The sequence below is a fragment of the Gordonia hirsuta DSM 44140 = NBRC 16056 genome (assembly GCF_000333015.1).
GTDB classification, from domain to species: Bacteria; Actinomycetota; Actinomycetes; order Mycobacteriales; family Mycobacteriaceae; genus Gordonia; species Gordonia hirsuta.
Genome location: NZ_BANT01000002.1, coordinates 72895 through 89383 on the forward strand (window position 1 = coordinate 72895; position 16489 = coordinate 89383).

18 protein-coding genes and 1 pseudogene are annotated in these 16489 nt (G+C 69.9%); 16 read left to right on the top strand and 3 right to left on the bottom strand.

What is annotated here, in order from left to right:
- Window position 1: 1 nt before the first annotated feature.
- The 3 genes and pseudogenes from GOHSU_RS17090 to GOHSU_RS00500 form a co-directional block, all read right to left on the bottom strand.
- Window positions 2–107, bottom strand: a pseudogene (locus tag GOHSU_RS17090) (zinc-dependent alcohol dehydrogenase); the annotation flags it as partial.
- A 43-nt stretch (window positions 108–150) separates the two neighbouring features.
- A complete protein-coding gene (locus tag GOHSU_RS00495) occupies window positions 151–1533 on the bottom strand; it encodes a plasmid pRiA4b ORF-3 family protein (RefSeq protein WP_005935168.1) in 1383 nt (460 codons plus the stop codon).
- A gap of 84 nt (window positions 1534–1617) precedes the next feature.
- Window positions 1618–2187, bottom strand: a complete 570-nt coding sequence (locus tag GOHSU_RS00500; protein ID WP_005935170.1) for a hypothetical protein — start codon at window positions 2185–2187, stop codon at window positions 1618–1620.
- A gap of 153 nt (window positions 2188–2340) precedes the next feature.
- Between GOHSU_RS00500 and hisD the strand changes: the two genes are divergently transcribed.
- The 16 genes from hisD (at window position 2341) to lgt (ending at window position 16488) form a co-directional block, all read left to right on the top strand.
- Window positions 2341–3663, top strand: a complete 1323-nt coding sequence (hisD, locus tag GOHSU_RS00505; protein WP_005935172.1) for a histidinol dehydrogenase — start codon at window positions 2341–2343, stop codon at window positions 3661–3663.
- Complete coding sequence (locus GOHSU_RS00510) at window positions 3660–4784, top strand: histidinol-phosphate transaminase (RefSeq protein ID WP_005935174.1); 1125 nt, start codon at window positions 3660–3662, stop codon at window positions 4782–4784. Before hisD ends, GOHSU_RS00510 begins: the two co-directional genes overlap by 4 nt.
- A complete protein-coding gene (gene hisB / locus GOHSU_RS00515) occupies window positions 4781–5410 on the top strand; it encodes an imidazoleglycerol-phosphate dehydratase HisB (protein ID WP_005935176.1) in 630 nt (209 codons plus the stop codon). Before GOHSU_RS00510 ends, hisB begins: the two co-directional genes overlap by 4 nt.
- Window positions 5407–6048: an imidazole glycerol phosphate synthase subunit HisH gene (gene hisH / locus GOHSU_RS00520; protein WP_005935178.1), complete on the top strand. Its 642-nt coding sequence runs from the start codon at window positions 5407–5409 to the stop codon at window positions 6046–6048. The genes hisB and hisH overlap by 4 nt, the downstream gene beginning before the upstream one ends.
- The gene (locus GOHSU_RS00525; protein WP_005935180.1) at window positions 6045–6311 is read left to right on the top strand and encodes a hypothetical protein; all 267 of its coding nucleotides are present in this window, start codon (window positions 6045–6047) and stop codon (window positions 6309–6311) included. Before hisH ends, GOHSU_RS00525 begins: the two co-directional genes overlap by 4 nt.
- Window positions 6312–6319: 8 nt before the next feature.
- Entirely contained in the window at window positions 6320–7069 is a 750-nt protein-coding gene (priA, locus tag GOHSU_RS00530; RefSeq protein ID WP_024332664.1) for a bifunctional 1-(5-phosphoribosyl)-5-((5-phosphoribosylamino)methylideneamino)imidazole-4-carboxamide isomerase/phosphoribosylanthranilate isomerase PriA, read from the top strand.
- Complete coding sequence (locus GOHSU_RS00535; RefSeq protein ID WP_005935185.1) at window positions 7066–7908, top strand: inositol monophosphatase family protein; 843 nt, start codon at window positions 7066–7068, stop codon at window positions 7906–7908. The genes priA and GOHSU_RS00535 overlap by 4 nt, the downstream gene beginning before the upstream one ends.
- 75 nt (window positions 7909–7983) lie before the next feature.
- Window positions 7984–8769: an imidazole glycerol phosphate synthase subunit HisF gene (hisF, locus tag GOHSU_RS00540; protein WP_005935187.1), complete on the top strand. Its 786-nt coding sequence runs from the start codon at window positions 7984–7986 to the stop codon at window positions 8767–8769.
- An 87-nt stretch (window positions 8770–8856) separates the two neighbouring features.
- Window positions 8857–9240 (top strand): phosphoribosyl-AMP cyclohydrolase, encoded by a 384-nt coding sequence (gene hisI / locus GOHSU_RS00545; RefSeq protein WP_005935189.1) that lies wholly within the window; start codon window positions 8857–8859, stop codon window positions 9238–9240.
- Window positions 9241–9255: 15 nt separating this feature from the next.
- On the top strand, window positions 9256–9435 hold the full coding sequence (locus tag GOHSU_RS00550; RefSeq protein ID WP_005935191.1) for a tautomerase family protein: 180 nt from the start codon (window positions 9256–9258) through the stop codon (window positions 9433–9435).
- Window positions 9432–10997, top strand: a complete 1566-nt coding sequence (locus tag GOHSU_RS00555) for an anthranilate synthase component I (protein ID WP_005935193.1) — start codon at window positions 9432–9434, stop codon at window positions 10995–10997. The genes GOHSU_RS00550 and GOHSU_RS00555 overlap by 4 nt, the downstream gene beginning before the upstream one ends.
- Entirely contained in the window at window positions 10994–11722 is a 729-nt protein-coding gene (locus GOHSU_RS00560) for a TIGR02234 family membrane protein (RefSeq protein ID WP_005935195.1), read from the top strand. Before GOHSU_RS00555 ends, GOHSU_RS00560 begins: the two co-directional genes overlap by 4 nt.
- Before the next feature lie 74 nt (window positions 11723–11796).
- Window positions 11797–12615 (top strand): indole-3-glycerol phosphate synthase TrpC, encoded by an 819-nt coding sequence (gene trpC / locus GOHSU_RS00565; protein WP_005935197.1) that lies wholly within the window; start codon window positions 11797–11799, stop codon window positions 12613–12615.
- A 96-nt stretch (window positions 12616–12711) separates the two neighbouring features.
- Window positions 12712–14043, top strand: coding sequence for a tryptophan synthase subunit beta (trpB, locus tag GOHSU_RS00570; RefSeq protein WP_005935199.1), 1332 nt, complete (start codon window positions 12712–12714; stop codon window positions 14041–14043).
- Window positions 14040–14846, top strand: coding sequence for a tryptophan synthase subunit alpha (gene trpA, locus GOHSU_RS00575; RefSeq protein ID WP_005935202.1), 807 nt, complete (start codon window positions 14040–14042; stop codon window positions 14844–14846). The genes trpB and trpA overlap by 4 nt, the downstream gene beginning before the upstream one ends.
- 22 nt (window positions 14847–14868) lie before the next feature.
- The gene (gene lgt / locus GOHSU_RS00580; RefSeq protein ID WP_005935204.1) at window positions 14869–16488 is read left to right on the top strand and encodes a prolipoprotein diacylglyceryl transferase; all 1620 of its coding nucleotides are present in this window, start codon (window positions 14869–14871) and stop codon (window positions 16486–16488) included.
- Window position 16489: the final 1 nt, after the last annotated feature.

The window sequence follows — 16489 nt, forward strand, 5'->3', positions numbered from 1 at the left end:
CGGGCGGCAACCCGACCAAGACGATGGTGCCGCCGCAGCGAGCCATCCCGATCGCCTGACCGAACGCCTGCGGGTGCACGGCCCGTCACCAGCACGCCGTGCGCCCCGTCGGTCTGCTCCAGAAATCGCGCGAATCGGTGCGGCTTCGGGTCAGCGGTGGCGGGTGGTCAGCGCCGACCGGATCGCGGCAGGTCCGTGCAGAACGGCGCGGGCGAAATCGGACAGGTGCGGATCCGGCTCCGAGCGGAGCGGGCATCCGGCGGTCCCGCCGGGGGATCCGAGGGAATCCAGGACGTCGTGGATCGGTGCGACGATGCCGTGAACGGTGTCCCGATCGAAGTCGGCGCTGCGGTCGCGCGGGCGCCAGCCGCAGACGCCCAGGGCGAACGCGATGTCCCGCCAGCTCTGGTCGTCGTACCGGTGGATCGGCGGGCGGTCGGCACAGGTCAGCAGCAGCGCGGTGGCGGCAACCTGGGCACCGGGGGTGAGCCCGGTGAGGATCCGGGTGGTCAGCGCCGCCCACAACTGGGTCGGCGAACCGGCGGCCCGCTCGCCGTGGCCGGTACGGACCAGCCGACCGTGCAGGGGGCGCACCAGCCCCAGCCGGGTCGCGGCGCGGTGCAGCGTGGGGATAGCTGCCGCGGCCGGTTCCCGGGGTGTCTGCTGCGGGCGCGGGCGGTCCCAGTCGAGTACGGCCACAGCATCGTCGACGACCGCCGACGGCAGGCGGCCGTTCGCGGTCAGCGGGAGGCCGTCGGTGCCGACCGCCTCCAGGAACCAGCCGAAGGGCGCCGTCAGCTGCGCACGCACCTGCGCGGACACCTGGACCGGCTCGAGCAGCCCGGTGCGGTAGACGTACCGGCGGAACTCCGAGCGGGCACCGGCCGGCAGGTTCGCCGCGAAATCGGCCAGCAGCGCCTCGGGCGCCAGATCACCGGGTCCGCGCAGATCGTCGGCCAGCACCAGACCCGACAGATCGTGCGGATCGCGCTCGTCGGCCCGAAAGCCGAACGCCAGATCCAGTTCGGCCTGGGCGGCACCGGCATCGAACAGGTCCGGATCGGGAGTGAACCACGGGCCGGTGACTGCGCGCACCCAGTCGGCGACCACCGCGTGGTCGGGGTGCTCCGGATCTGCCAGGACGGCGAGTTTCTCGGCGTAACCGCGGGGACCTCCGGAACCTTCGATCGGTCCGCGGCCGGTACCGCCGAGCACGCTGACCGGTCGCGGGCTGCCCAGGGCGGCGGTGGGCGCCGAGCCGGTGAGACGATGACCCCAGCGGTCGTGAGGGTCATAGTCGTACCAGAGGGGACCGTCGGCCAGGGCCGCGGCGACGGGCATCTGATCCTCCGGCTCGAGCCGGCCGTGCCCGTTGCCGAACAGATGCGGCTGCTCCTCCCGCCAGTCGAAGACGATCTGCAGGGCGGTGTGCAGTTGCGCCAGCGACAGCTCGCCGTCGACCTGCAGATCCCGGGTGATCGGCGGCTCGGCCTCCTCGAGCTCGACGTGCAACGTGATCAGCGACGAAGCCATGGTCACGAGCCTAACCGCCGCAGGCTTGTGGTCTGGACCCAGGAGACGTGACGGTAAGCAGACCGGGCGGTCAAGGCGCGGTGGTCAAGGCACGGTGGTCAGAGTGAAAGCGTCGTCGCCCACCGACGGCATATCGGCGTTCGGCAGCTGCGTCCGGGCCAGCCCGGGATCGCGCTGCACCCGGACGGTCTGGCACATGCGGAAATCGGGCAGGCCCAGCTGCGGTGCGGCGGCGCAGTCCTGGTGGAAGTGGTCGCTGATCTTGATCACGTACACCGCCAGACCATCGGGGGTGCGGAAGACGACCACGTCGGTGTCACCGGTGGCGGCCACCTGCGCCTGGCTGCGGGCCACCTCGATCCCGACCGTCAGCGGGGCGCCGGTCCCGGCGGCCCGGCGCAGCGCGGTCACGAACGGATCGGACTCACCGGGCACGATCACCCCGTTGACCGATGACGGCGCCGGTGCGATCGTGCCGGCGGCGGCCGAGGACGGCGGGCCGGGGGAGGCGAACACCGTGGTCACCTCGGTGACGACGCTGGGTGCGGTGCCGGTGGCGGTCCGCCCGCCCGGATCCGGCGAACTGCAGCCCGACAGGAGGGCGGCGGCGGTGAGCGCGAAACCGGTGACGGACAGGATCGTCGTACGACGCATTCTTCAGGGCTCCTTCGGTGGTCGATTCCGAGCCTAGCTGGCCTTTCGCATGAGGTCTGGGTCTCAGCGCGGCGGTGCGCACGAAATCATCTGGCGATCACCGCATATCCTGGACGGGTACACATTTGCGTCCAGAACTGGAGTATCCGTTTCATGCTCGCCAGAACCGACCTGCGCGGCGCCGACGTCACGCTGAGCCAGCTGCGTCGTGCCCTGCCGCGCGGTGGCACCGACATCAACTCCGTCCTGCCGGTGGTCACACCGGTGGTGGAGGCGGTCGCCGAACACGGGGCCCAGGCGGCACTGGACTACACCGCACAGTTCGACAAGGTCCGGCCCGCGTCGGTGCGGGTCCCGGCCGAGGTCATCGCCGATGCCCGCCGGCAGCTGGATCCGCAGGTCGCCGCCGCACTGGAGGAGGCGATCCGCCGGGCACGGCTGGTCCACGCGGCGCAGCGGCGGCAGACCACCGTGACCCAGGTGGTCCCCGGCGGCAGCGTCGCCGAGAAGTGGATTCCCGTCGGGCGCGTGGGCCTGTACGTTCCCGGCGGAAACGCGGTCTATCCCTCGTCGGTGGTGATGAACGTGGTCCCGGCCCAGGAGGCCGGTGTCGGTTCGCTGGTGGTCGCCTCACCGGCGCAGGCGGATTTCGGTGGCTGGCCGCACCCGACGGTGCTGGCCGCCTGTGCGCTGTTGGGCGTCGACGAGGTCTGGGCGGTCGGCGGGGCCCAGGGCGTGGCGCTGCTGGCCTACGGCGGCACCGACACCGACGGGCGCGAGCTGGACCCGGTCGACCTGATCACCGGGCCCGGCAACATCTACGTGACCGCGGCCAAACGCCTGGTGCGCGGGGTGGTCGGCATCGACTCGGAGGCCGGACCCACCGAGATCGCGATCCTGGCCGACGACTCCGCCGATCCGGCCGTCGTCGCCGCCGACATGATCAGCCAGGCCGAACACGACGTCCTGGCCGCGTCGGTGCTGGTCACCGACAGCGCCGGGCTGGCCGATGCCGTGGATGCGGCCGTCGCCGAACAGGCCGCCGCCACCAAACACGCCGAGCGGGTCGCCGCCGCACTGAGCGGACCCCAGTCGGGCATCGTCCTGGTCGACGACCTCGAGACCGGTCTGCGGGTGGTCGACGCCTACGCCGCCGAGCACCTGGAGATCATGACCCGCGATGCCCAGGCGGTGGCCGACCGTGTCACCAGTGCCGGGGCGATCTTCGTCGGCCCCTATTCGCCGGTGAGCCTGGGCGACTACTGCGCCGGGTCCAACCATGTACTGCCCACCTCGGGGTCGGCACGCTACTCCTCGGGACTGTCGGTGCAGAGCTTCCTGCGCGGGGTGCACGTGATCGACTACGACCGCGATGCGCTCGCCGATATCGCCGACCGGGTGGTCACCCTGGCGCAGGCCGAAGACCTGCCCGCCCACGGCGAAGCCGTCCAGGCACGGTTCGGGGGTGCCCGATGAGCACACCGGGCCGCGATACGACGCTGGCCGAGCTGCCGATCAGGGACGACCTGCGCGGGAAGAGCCCGTACGGGGCACCGCAGCTGCCGGTGTCGGTGGTGCTCAACACCAACGAGAACCCGCACCCGCCGAGTCAGGCCCTCGTCGACGACATCGCCGAGGCCGTCCGTGACTGCGCCGGGGCACTGCACCGCTATCCCGACCGTGACGCGGTGGCCCTGCGCACCGACCTGGCCGACTACCTCGGCGAGATCACCGGGGTGGAGCTGACCTACCAGAATCTGTGGGCGGCCAACGGATCCAACGAGATCCTGCAGCAGGTCCTGCAGGCCTTCGGCGGGCCCGGCCGCAGCGCCCTGGGCTTCACGCCGTCGTATTCGATGCACCCGATCATCTCCGACGGCACGCAGACCACCTGGCTCGATGCGAAGCGGGCCGCCGATTTCAGTCTGGACGTGGAGTATGCGCTCGGCGAGATCACGGCGCGGGCGCCGGATGTGGTCTTCGTGACCTCGCCGAACAATCCGACCGGCGGTTCGATCACCATCGATGATCTGCGTCGCGTCCTGGAGGCTGCACCGGGCATCGTGATCGTCGACGAGGCCTACGGAGAGTTCTCCGACCAGCCCAGTGCGGTGACCCTGATCGACGAGTATCCGGCCAAGCTGATCGTCTCGCGCACCATGAGCAAGGCCTTCGCCTTCGCCGGTGGCAGACTCGGCTACCTCGCGGCGGCACCGGCGATGATCGATGCGCTGCAGTTGGTGCGGCTGCCGTACCACCTGTCGGTGCTCACCCAGGCCGCCGCCCGCGTAGCGCTGCGGCACAGCACCGAGACACTGGCCGGGGTCGCGGCGATCGTCGCTGAACGCCGCCGCGTGGTGGCCGCCCTGACCGGGATGGGGTACGACGTGGTGCCCTCGGACGCCAACTTCATCCTGTTCGGCGATTTCGCCGATGCACCCGCCAGCTGGCAGCACTACCTCGACCACGGCGTGCTCATCCGCGACGTCGGCATCGCGCATCGCCTGCGTGCGACGATAGGATTGCCCGCCGAGAACGACGTCTTCCTCGATGTCAGCCGCAACCTGGCGGCAACCGACCGAAAGGCCCTGGCATGAGTCGCATCGCCCGCATCGAGCGGACCACGCGCGAATCGTCGATCGTCGTCGAGATCGATCTGGACGGCACCGGCAAGACCGACATCTCCACCCGGGTGCCGTTCTTCGACCACATGCTGACCGCCTTCGGCGCGCACGGCGGTTTCGATCTGACCGTGCAGGCGGTCGGCGATATCGAGATCGAGGCGCACCACACCGTCGAGGACACGATGATCGTGCTCGGCCAGGCGATCGCCGAAGCCCTCGGCGACAAACGGGGCATCCGCCGCTTCGGTGACGCCTGGATCCCGATGGACGAGACGCTCGCGCAGGCGATCGTCGACGTCTCCGGCCGTCCGTACTGTGTGTTCACCGGCGAACCCGACCAGATGCTGACCACCGTGATCGGCGGCTACTCCGGCAGTGACAAGGGACCGGTCACCGCGTACGCGACCGTCATCAACCAGCACGTCTGGGAGTCGCTGGCGCTCAACGCCCGGATCGCGCTGCATGTGCGAGTGCTCTACGGCCGCGATCCGCACCACATCACCGAAGCAGAGTTCAAAGCCGTCGCCCGTGCCCTGCGCGCGGCCGTCGAACCGGATCCGCGGATCACCGGGATCCCGTCGACCAAGGGAACTCTGTGACGGGGCGACCCCGCGTCGTTCTCCTCGACTACGGATCCGGGAACGTCCGTTCGGCGCAGCGCGCGCTCGAGCGGGCCGGCGCCGAGGTGGAGGTCACCACCGACTTCCAGGCCGCCCTGGCCGCCGACGGACTGCTGGTGCCCGGCGTCGGTGCCTTCGCCGCCTGCATGCAGGGTCTGCGCGCGGTCGGCGGCGACCGCATCATCGGCCGGCGGCTGGCCGGCGGACGCCCGGTCCTGGGCATCTGCGTGGGTATGCAGGTGCTGTTCGAGACCGGCGACGAATTCGGTGTCCAGACGCAGGGGTGCGGCGAGTGGCCCGGCACGGTGACTCGGCTGCCGGCCCCGGTGCTGCCGCACATGGGCTGGAACACCACCGCCCAGCCCGCGGACTCGCAGATGTTCGCCGGACTCGATGCCGATGCGCGGTTCTACTTCGTCCATTCCTATGCCGTCCAGGAGTGGACGATGGACTCGACCGGATCGCCGTTGACCGCCCCGAAGCTGGCCTGGACCGACTACGGTGCGCCGTTCGTGGCGGCGGTGGAGAACGGTCCGCTGTGGGCGACACAGTTCCATCCGGAGAAGTCCGGTGATGTCGGTGCGACGCTGTTGCACAACTGGGTCCGGTCGCTGTGAACCGCGACGCCGATGCCGATGCCGCCGACAACTTCTCGTTCGGACGGCTGATCGCCCGTTCGCTGGGCGCCGCGGTCCTGGTGCTGGCGGTGGCGGTGCCGTTCATCTGGTGGACCGCACAGGAGCACACCACCGTGGCCCTGGGGATCGCCGTCGGCGCCCTGCTGGTGATGATTGTGGTGATGGTGCTGGTCGCCCGTCATGAACTCCGGCACGTGCAGGCCGAGATCGACCGGCTCAAAGACAAGAAGCGAGAGAAGTGAGGCCCACCGTGGCGCAGACCCTGGAACTCCTGCCTGCCGTCGACATCGTCGACGGTCAGGCCGTCCGACTGGTGCAGGGTGCTGCCGGTTCGGAGACCTCCTACGGCACCCCGCGCGATGCGGCGCTGGCGTGGGAGCGTGACGGCGCCGAATGGATCCACATGGTGGACCTGGATGCGGCTTTCGGCCGCGGCGACAACCGCGCACTGATCGCACAGGTGGCCGCGGAACTGAACCTGAAGCTGGAACTGTCCGGCGGCATCCGCGACGACGCCTCCCTGGCCGCGGTGCTCGCCACCGGCTGCACCCGGGTCAACCTGGGCACTGCGGCCATCGAGGATCCCCAGTGGTGCGCCAAGGCGATCGCCGAACACGGCGAGAAGATCGCCGTCGGACTGGACGTACTGCGCGATGAGGCCGGTGTGTACCGGGTGCGCGGGCGCGGCTGGGTCACCGAAGGCGGCGAGATCTGGGAGGTGCTGGACCGGCTGAACAACGACGGATGCGCCCGTTACGTGGTCACCGATGTGAGCAAGGACGGAACCCTGACCGGTCCCAACCTGGAACTGCTCGAAGAGGTCGCCCGGCGCACCGACGCCCCGGTCGTGGCCTCCGGCGGCATCTCCGAATTGGCCGACCTGGTGGCCATCGCCGAACTCGTGCCGCTGGGCATCGAGGGCGCCATCATCGGTAAGGCCCTGTATGCGGGCCGGTTCACTCTGCCCGAAGCGCTGGCGGCCGTCGCCGCCACACCATGACCGACGGCGTCGGCCTCGACCTGCCCGGCCTGCTGGCCGTGGCGGTGGAGATCCTCGACGCGGCGACCCCGGAATTCCTGGCCGGTGCAGGCGCGCCCAGCGCGATCGCCAAGGGCGGCACCGATTTCGCCACCGAAATGGATCTGACGCTGGAGCGGTACTTCCAACGGGAATTGGAGGGCCGCACCGGAATCCGTGTCCACGGCGAGGAGTTCGGCGGACCGGACCCGACCGCCGGTGCCGTGTGGCTGGTCGACCCCATCGACGGCACCTTCAACTACTCCATCGGCCTGCCGATGACCGCGATGCTGGTGGCGCTGGTGGTCGACGCCGAGCCGGTGATCGGACTGACCTGGGTGCCCCGGCTCGGGCAACGCTTCGCGGCCTACCGCGGCGGCCCGCTGCTGATCGACGGGCAGCCGGCGACCTCGCCGATCTCGGAGCTGCCCGGGCTGCACTCGGCGGCCATCGGCTACTCCTCCTCCCGGGCCGACGCCCGCGGGATCTTCCCCGGGGCCGAACGGGCGTGGGTGCAGGACCAGATCGCCCGCCGCGACGCGCGCATCCGCATCCACGGGTGCACCGGTTTCGATATGGCCTACGTGGCCGCCGGACACCTGGCCGGGGCGATCTCCTACGGCCGCCACCCGTGGGATCACGCCGCCGGGGCGGTGCTGGTGCGGGCCGCCGGTGGAGTGGCCACCGACATCTTCGGCCGCCCGTGGACCACTGCGACGGCGTCGTTGGTGACCGGCGAACCGGGCGTGCACGCCGAACTGCTGGACGTGCTCTCCGGCGGAGAATGGCCGCTGCCGCGCACCCTGACCTTTCCGCCGTGAGGCGCCGCCGTGCGCGGCCGCCCCGCCGGCGGGCATGATCGTCTCCAAGACCGAACCGACCGAGAGGTGTAACCCATGAGCCTGGCCGTACGAGTGATTCCGTGCCTGGACGTCGACGGCGGCCGGGTGGTGAAAGGCGTCAATTTCGCGAATCTGCGCGACGCCGGCGACCCGGTGGAACTGGCCGCCCGCTACGACGCCGAAGGCGCCGACGAGCTGACCTTCCTGGATGTGACCGCCTCCAGCTCGGGCCGGGCCACGATGGTCGACGTGGTGCGCGCGGCCGCCGACCAGATCTTCATCCCGCTCACCGTCGGCGGCGGGATCCGCACCGTCGACGACGTCGACCTGATGCTGCGGTCGGGGGCCGACAAGGTCAGCGTCAACACCGCGGCCATCGCCCGGCCCGAGGTACTCGAAGAGATGAGCCGGCGGTTCGGGTCCCAGTGCATCGTGCTGTCGGTCGACGCGCGCACGGTTCCCGCGGGGCAGGAGCCGACCACCTCGGGCTGGGAGGTCACCACACATGGCGGCCGCCGGGGCACCGGAATCGATGCGGTCGAATGGGCCCGCCGCGGGGAAGAGCTCGGGGTCGGTGAGATCCTGCTGAACTCGATGGACGCCGACGGCACCAAAGAAGGTTTCGATCTGGCGATGCTGCGGGCCGTGCGGTCGGCGGTCTCGATCCCGATCATCGCCAGCGGCGGGGCGGGGAAGGCCGCGGACTTCCCGCCGGCGGTCGCCGCCGGCGCCGATGCCGTGCTGGCCGCCTCGGTCTTCCACTTCGGAGAGCTGACCGTCGGTCAGGTCAAGGACGCCATGGCCGCCGAAGGCATCACGGTCCGCACCGCACACGACTAGACCCGACACCGCCCCGGACCTGCGGTACACCGTAGCGTTGTGGTCATCAGGCGGCCACGCGACCGGACATCTCAGACAGGACATCACATGGCACTGCCCGACCACCTCGCCGCCGGACTCAAACGCAATGCGGACGGCCTGTTCGCCGCCATCGCCCAGGAACGCGGGACCGGCCGGGTCCTGATGATGGCCTGGATGGACGACGAGGCCCTCGAGCGCACGCTGGCCACCCGCCGCGCCACCTACTATTCGCGTTCGCGCGGGCAGCAGTGGGTCAAGGGGGAGACCAGCGGACACGTCCAGTACGTGCACGAGATCGCCCTCGACTGCGACGGCGATACGCTGCTGTTGACGGTCGACCAGACCGGGGCGGCCTGCCACACCGGCAACCACAGCTGTTTTGACACCCCGCCGCTGGAGTTCGGGGTACCGGTCGACACCGATCACAGCCCTCACCCCCAGACCGACTAGAGGAAGGACGCAGCCATGCCGCTGATCCAGATCTCCCAGACCCCGGGTCTGTCCGACCGGGTCAAGAACGAGACCATCGCCGCAGTGACCGAAGCCTATGCGCGCGCCACCGGTAAGAATCCGGATTCGGTGTGGGTCACCATCACCGAGGTCCCGCGCACCCAGTGGGGCGTCGGCGGGGTTCCGCTGGGATGAGTGCCTCGTCGTCGCCCAGCGCCGGAACCGGACCGGAGACGACCACCCTCGAGGTCTTCCTCGAGTTGGCGGCCGATCACCGCGTCGTGCCGGTGACCCGCCGGCTCCTCGCCGATTCGGAGACGCCGCTGTCGGCGTACCGCAAACTGGCCGGCGAGCGGGAGGGCACCTTCCTGCTCGAATCGGCGCAGAACGGCCAGTCGTGGTCGCGGTGGAGTTTCATCGGCGCGGGATCGCCGTCGGCGCTGACCGTCGTCGACGGCCAGACGCACTGGTGGGGGACCGTGCCGCAGGGCGCACCGACCGACGGTGATCCACTGGCCGCCCTGGCCGAGTCGCTGCGTCTGCTCAAAACCGATCACCTCCCCGGCTTGCCGCCGCTGACCGGCGGTTTCGTCGGCTTCATGGCCTACGATTTCGTGCGCCGGCTGGAACGACTGCCCGAGACCACCGTCGACGATCTCGGTCTGCCCGATATGTGCTGGCTGCTGGTGGCAGACTTGGCCGCCTTCGATCACCATGAGGGCACCATCACGCTGATCGCCAACGCGATCAACTTCGACGGCAGCGATGCGCGCGCCGAGCAGGCCTACCACGATGCCGTCGCACGCCTGGATGCGATGACGGCGGCGCTGGCCGCGCCGGCACCCTCGACGGTGTCGAGCTTCTCGCGGCCCGAACCGGACTACACCAGCCAGCGTTCGCTGGAGGACTACCGGCAGATCGTGGCCGGACTGGTGGAGCAGATCGAGGCCGGCGAGGCCTTCCAGGTGGTGCCGTCGATGCGCTTCGAGATGGCCACCGACGCCGACCCGATCGACGTCTACCGGGTGCTGCGCGCGTCCAATCCGAGCCCGTACATGTACCTGCTGCGGCTGCCCGGGATCGGAGACACCGGCGTGGGGGCCCGGCCGTTCAGCATCGTCGGCTCCTCGCCGGAGGCGCTGGTGACGGTCTCCGACGGGACGGCCACCACCCATCCGATCGCCGGGACCCGCTGGCGCGGAGCCACCGAGGAGGAAGACCAGCTGCTGGCCAAGGGGCTGTTGGAGGACGAGAAGGAGAACTCCGAGCACCTGATGCTGGTGGATCTGGGCCGCAACGATCTGGGCCGGGTCTGCGAACCCGGCACGGTGCGGGTCACCGACTATCGGCGCGTTGAGCGATACAGCCACGTGATGCACCTGGTCTCGACGGTGTCGGGGCAGCTGCGCGACGAATGCCAAGCCCTGGATGCGGTGACCGCCTGTTTTCCGGCCGGCACCTTGACCGGCGCACCGAAAGTACGGGCGATGGCACTGATCGACGAGAACGAGATCACCCGGCGCGGCCTGTACGGCGGCATCGTCGGCTATCTGGACTTCGCCGGCGACGCCGACACCGCGATCGCGATCCGCACCGCCCTGATGACCGAGGGCCGGGCCTTCGTCCAGGCCGGCGGTGGCGTGGTGGCTGACAGCGACGCCGAATACGAGTTCAACGAAGCCCGCAACAAGGCGATGGCGGTCCTCAAGGCGATCGCCGCAGCGGGCACCATGACCCCGGTAGGAGAGCGACCGTGAACCCTGACAATCCCGCCGGTGACACTCCCCGCGGTGATGACCCCGCCGGTCAGACCGCTGCCGACCCGACGGCGGCCGGCGAATCAGCGGTTCGGCCCGGTCGGCGGGCGCAGGGTGTCGCCGCGATCTTCCTGATCGCCGCGGCGGCCCTGCTGTGGGCCGCCTCGCGGATGACCTGGGCGCAGGTCTATGCCGAGGACGGCCTCGGTGCGCCACGCATCTTCGATGTTCTCGGGGCGGACTGGAGCCCCTGGCTGCTGGCGATCGCGCTGTTCTTCCTGGCTGCCCTCGCCGTGCAGTTCGTGCTGCACGGCGTGTGGCTGCGGGTGGTGGCGGCGCTGATCGCGTTGGGCGGTGTGGCCGTGGCGGTCCCGGCGATCTCGCTGCTGAGCAGCGGCGACAACAATCTGTACGCCGCCGAGGTGATCGACTATCCGGCCCGCTACGAGGTGGTGGCGGTCACCACCTCCGGCGGCGCCGGTCTGGTGACGCTGACTGCTGCGGTGTGCGCGGTGATCGGTGCTTTCATGATGGCGCGGTCGGCTGCGGGCGGAGTCAAGATGTCGTCGAAGTACGCTTCGCCGGCGGCGCGCCGTGCCGAACTGGAGCAGCGGGTCTTCGCCGAGCGGGATGCCCGGATCGCCGATGCCGCAGCGGCTCCCACCGAACGCGAGTTCTGGGATGCCCTCGACGAGGGCGTCGACCCGACCGACGAGCGACCCTGAGCGTCGGCGCGTCCAGACGGGTCTCTAGGCTGAGGGTCACAGTTGACGGCAACAATGTGGAAGGGACGGCTCCAGTGACTGGCGGCACGGTTCTCGACTCGATCATCGAGGGAGTCAAGGCTGACGTCGCGGCGCGCGAGGCAGTTCTCGATCTGGCCGCGGTGAAGAAGGCGGCCGAGGCCGCCGCCCCACCCCGCGATGCCACCGCGGCCCTGCTGCAGCCGGGAATCGGTGTCATCGCCGAGGTCAAGCGCGCCAGCCCCTCCAAGGGCGAGTTGGCCAATATCGCTGATCCGGCCGATCTGGCCCGCGCCTACGAGGCCGGCGGCGCCCGGATCATCAGTGTCCTGACCGAGGAGCGTCGTTTCCACGGCAGCCTGGCAGATCTGGATGCGGTCCGCGCGGCCGTGGACATCCCGATCCTGCGCAAGGACTTCATCGTCGGGCCGTACCAGATTCACGAGGCCCGCGCGCACGGCGCCGACGTGATCCTGCTGATCGTGGCCGCACTGGAGCAGAAGGCACTGGTCTCCCTGCTCGACCGCACCGAGTCGCTCGGCATGACTGCTCTGGTCGAGGTGCACACCGAAGAGGAAGCCGACCGGGCACTGGAAGCCGGCGCCACCGTGATCGGTGTGAACGCGCGCAACCTGAAGACACTCGAGGTGGACCGGGACTGCTTCGGTCGCATCGCACCCGGACTGCCGTCCAAGTGCATCAAGATCGCCGAGTCCGGTGTGCGCGGTCCCGCCGATCTGCTGGCCTACGCCGGTGCCGGCGCCGACGCCGTGCTGGTCGGTGAGGGCCTGGTCACCAGCGGCGATCCGCGCCAGGCGGTCTCGGATCTGGTGACCGCCGGCACGCATCCGTCGTGCCCCAAACCTTCGCACTGACCCACCGCGGGGCCATCGTCTCGGCGACGGGGCCCGCCACACCGAAGGATCCCGCCACACCCGAGGATCACCGACTCACCGAAGGGCAACACCGGCGTGACGCAGAACCGTTTTCCCCGTGCCAGCGACGGCATCGCCCAGCGTTCACCGCTGGGCCCCGATGAACTCGGGCACTGGGGTGTCTACGGCGGACGGCACGTACCCGAAGCCCTGATGGCCGTCATCGAAGAAACGACGACGACCTACGAGAAGCTGCGCAACGACGACGAGTTCTTCGCCGAACTCGATGCTCTGGCCCGCGACTACACCGGCCGCCCGTCGCCGCTGTATGAGGCGACGCGCCTGTCGGAGGTCGCCGGCGGCGCCCGGATCTTCCTCAAGCGGGAGGATCTGAACCACACCGGTTCACACAAGATCAACAACGTCCTGGGTCAGGCGCTGTTGGCGAAGCGGATGGGCAAGACCCGGGTCATCGCCGAGACCGGCGCCGGCCAGCACGGTGTCGCCACGGCCACCGCCTGCGCGCTGCTCGGACTGGAATGCGTCATCTACATGGGCCGCGTCGATACCGAACGGCAGGCACTGAACGTGGCCCGGATGCGGCTGCTGGGCGCCGATGTGGTGGCCGTCGAGACCGGATCGGCCACCCTTAAGGACGCCATCAACGAGGCTCTGCGCGACTGGGTGAGCAACGCTGACACCACCTACTACTGCTTCGGTACCGCGGCCGGCCCGCACCCGTTCCCGATGATGGTGCGCGATCTGCAGCGTGTCATCGGCATGGAGGCCCGGGCCCAGATCCTGGAGAAGACCGGCCGGCTGCCCGACGCCGTGGTCGCCTGTGTCGGCGGCGGCTCCAACGCCATCGGTATCTTCCACCCCTTCATCGATGACGCGCAGGTGCAGCTGATCGGGATGGAAGCTGCCGGCGAGGGTGTGGACAGCGGTCGGCATGCGGCCACGTTCACCGGGGGCACCCCGGGTGCCTTCCAGGGCGCCTACTCGTACCTGTTGCAGGACGAGGACGGGCAGACCATCGAATCCCATTCCATCTCCGCCGGCCTGGACTATCCCGGCGTCGGCCCCGAACACGCGCATCTGAAAGATACCGGCCGCGCGCAGTACCGGCCGATCACCGACGCGCAGGCGATGGAGGCCCTGGCGCTGTTGTCCCGGCGCGAGGGCATCATCCCGGCGATCGAGTCGGCACATGCGGTCGCCGGAGCGGTGGAATTGGGCCGCGAACTGGGCCCCGATGCGATCATCGTCGTCAGCCTCTCCGGCCGGGGCGATAAGGACGTCGATACCGCCGGGGAGTGGTTCGGACTGTTCGGCAAACCGCCGTCGGAGTTCGAATACGCCGAGCAGAAGAAGGCCGAGCAGAAGAAGTCCGAGCAGCAGACAGACGACAAGGAGCCGCGCGCATGACCGCCAAGCCCGCACCGCCGTCGCGGCTGCACGACACCTTCGCGGCCTGCCGCGCCGACGACCGCGCCGCGCTGATCGGCTATTTCCCGGTCGGCTACCCCACGGTGGACGAGTCGATGACGACGCTGCGGACCATGGTCGAGGCCGGCTGCGACATCGTCGAGATCGGCATCCCGTACTCCGATCCGGTGATGGACGGACCGACCATCGCCAAGGCCGCCCAGCTCGCGCTGGCCAACGGCAGCCGGGTGCGCGATGTCTTCACCGCCGCCGAGACCGTCGCGGCCGCCGGCGCCAAGCCGGTCGTGATGAGCTACTGGAACCTGGTGCTCAGGTACGGCGTGGACGCCTTCGCCCGCGACCTCAACGCCGCCGGCGGGGTCGGACTGATCACCCCCAACCTCATTCCGGAGGAGGGGGAGGAGTGGATGGCCGCTGCGGCCGCCCACCACATCGATCCCATCTACCTGGTCGCACCGTCGTCGACGCCGGAGCGCATCGCGCTGACCGTCGATCACTGCCGCGGCTTCGTCTACGCCGCTTCCACGATGGGGGTGACCGGGGCGCGGGACTCGGTGTCGAATCTGGCGCCGGAGCTGTGCGCGCGGGTCCGCGAATACTCCGACATCCCGATCGGGGTGGGGCTGGGTGTGCGCGACGGCGCGCAGGCCGCCGAGATCGCCGAGTACGCCGACGGCGTGATCGTCGGCTCGGCGATCGTCTCGGCGGTGGGACAGGGGCAGGGCGCCGTCGCCGAACTGGTGACCGAACTCGCGGAGGGTGTGCGCGGAAACACCCGCTGACGAGTCCGTTAGGGTGGCACGCGTGAGTGATTTGACGCTTCTGGCGTACATTCCGAGTCCGCCGCAGGGCGTCTGGAACGTGGGCCCGTTCCCGATCCGCGCCTATGCGCTGTCCATCATCGTCGGCATCATCGTCGCCGTCTGGTGGGGAGACCGGCGCTGGCGGGCCCGCGGCGGGCAGCCCGGGGATGTGCTCGACGTGGCGCTGTTCGCGGTGCCGTTCGGTCTGGTCGGCGGCCGGATCTATCACGTCCTGACCGACTGGAGCACCTACTTCGGCGGGCCGGGCCGCCGCGGGCTCAGCGGTGCGGTCGCCATCTGGGACGGCGGCCTGGGCATCTGGGGTGCGATCTTCTTCGGCGCGATCGGTGCATGGATCGGCTGCCGGTACTGGAAGGGCATCAAACTCCCGGCGTTCGCCGATGCACTGGCGCCGGGCATCCTGCTCGCCCAGGCGATCGGCCGGCTCGGCAACTACTTCAACCAGGAGCTCTACGGCGGCCAGACCACGCTGCCGTGGGGTCTGGAACTGTACTGGCGCCAGGACGCCGGACGCCGGGACATCTCCCTGCCCAACGGGGTGTCCACCGGCGAGGTCGCCTACGTGGTGCACCCGACGTTCCTGTACGAACTGCTCTGGAACCTGCTGGTGGTGATCGCCCTGGTGGTGATCGACCGGAAGTTCCGTATCGGGCACGGCCGCCTGTTCGCGCTCTACGTGGCCGGCTACAGTCTGGGCCGCTTCGGAGTGGAGATGCTGCGCACCGACCCGGCCACCCACGTCCTGGGGCTGCGGATCAACCTGTTCACCGCGGCGATCGTCTTCCTGTGCGCCGCGCTGTACTTTGTGCTGGCACCACGCGGCCGGGAGATGGGTCTGTCGATGTACCGGCCCAAGCGGGCCGAACAACTGGCCGCCGAGGGAGAGCTGGGCTACGTCTCTCCGGCGATCGACGACGAGGAACCCGAGTCGCCAGTCCCCGGGGACGACGCGACCGAGACACCGGCGTCGGATTCGGCGTCGGATTCGGCAGCGGACGAGGCTGGGGCGGACGAGGCTGGGGCGGACGAGGCTGTCGCGCCCGGATTCGAGGACACCGAGACCGAAAGCGGCGGCACCGGAGACGGCGAAGCCGGCGACGAGGACGCTCAGTGGTCGAGAGAGGCCGCGCTCGGTGGGCCCACGGACCGGTATCGGGTCGTCGACGACGAGCCGGTCGACGCCGGCGACTCCGACCCCGCGGAGACCGTCGAACCGGAAGTGGATCCGGGGGCTGCCGATCCGGCACCGGATGCCGGGGAAGCTGCGACAGCGGACGAGTCTGCCGACGGGGAGATCCCGACGATCTACACCGTCGACGCCGGCGCCGGCCGGGACGCCGGCGGGATCGAGATCCGCGAGGTGATCGCCGCCGACGACGCCTCGCTGGTGATCGTCACTCGCGACGACGAGCGGCTGGCAGACCTGGAAGACGACGCGGCCGCGGTGGCTCAGGTCCCCGCCGACACGGTGCCCGCGAGCGATTCCGACTCGGCATCGGGGGACGTTGCTGAGACCCCGGCCACAGAGGCCCTCGAGGAATCCGCTGGCGACGCGCAGATCGACCAAGGCCGAGAAGACGGCCCCGGCCGAAGCGACTAAC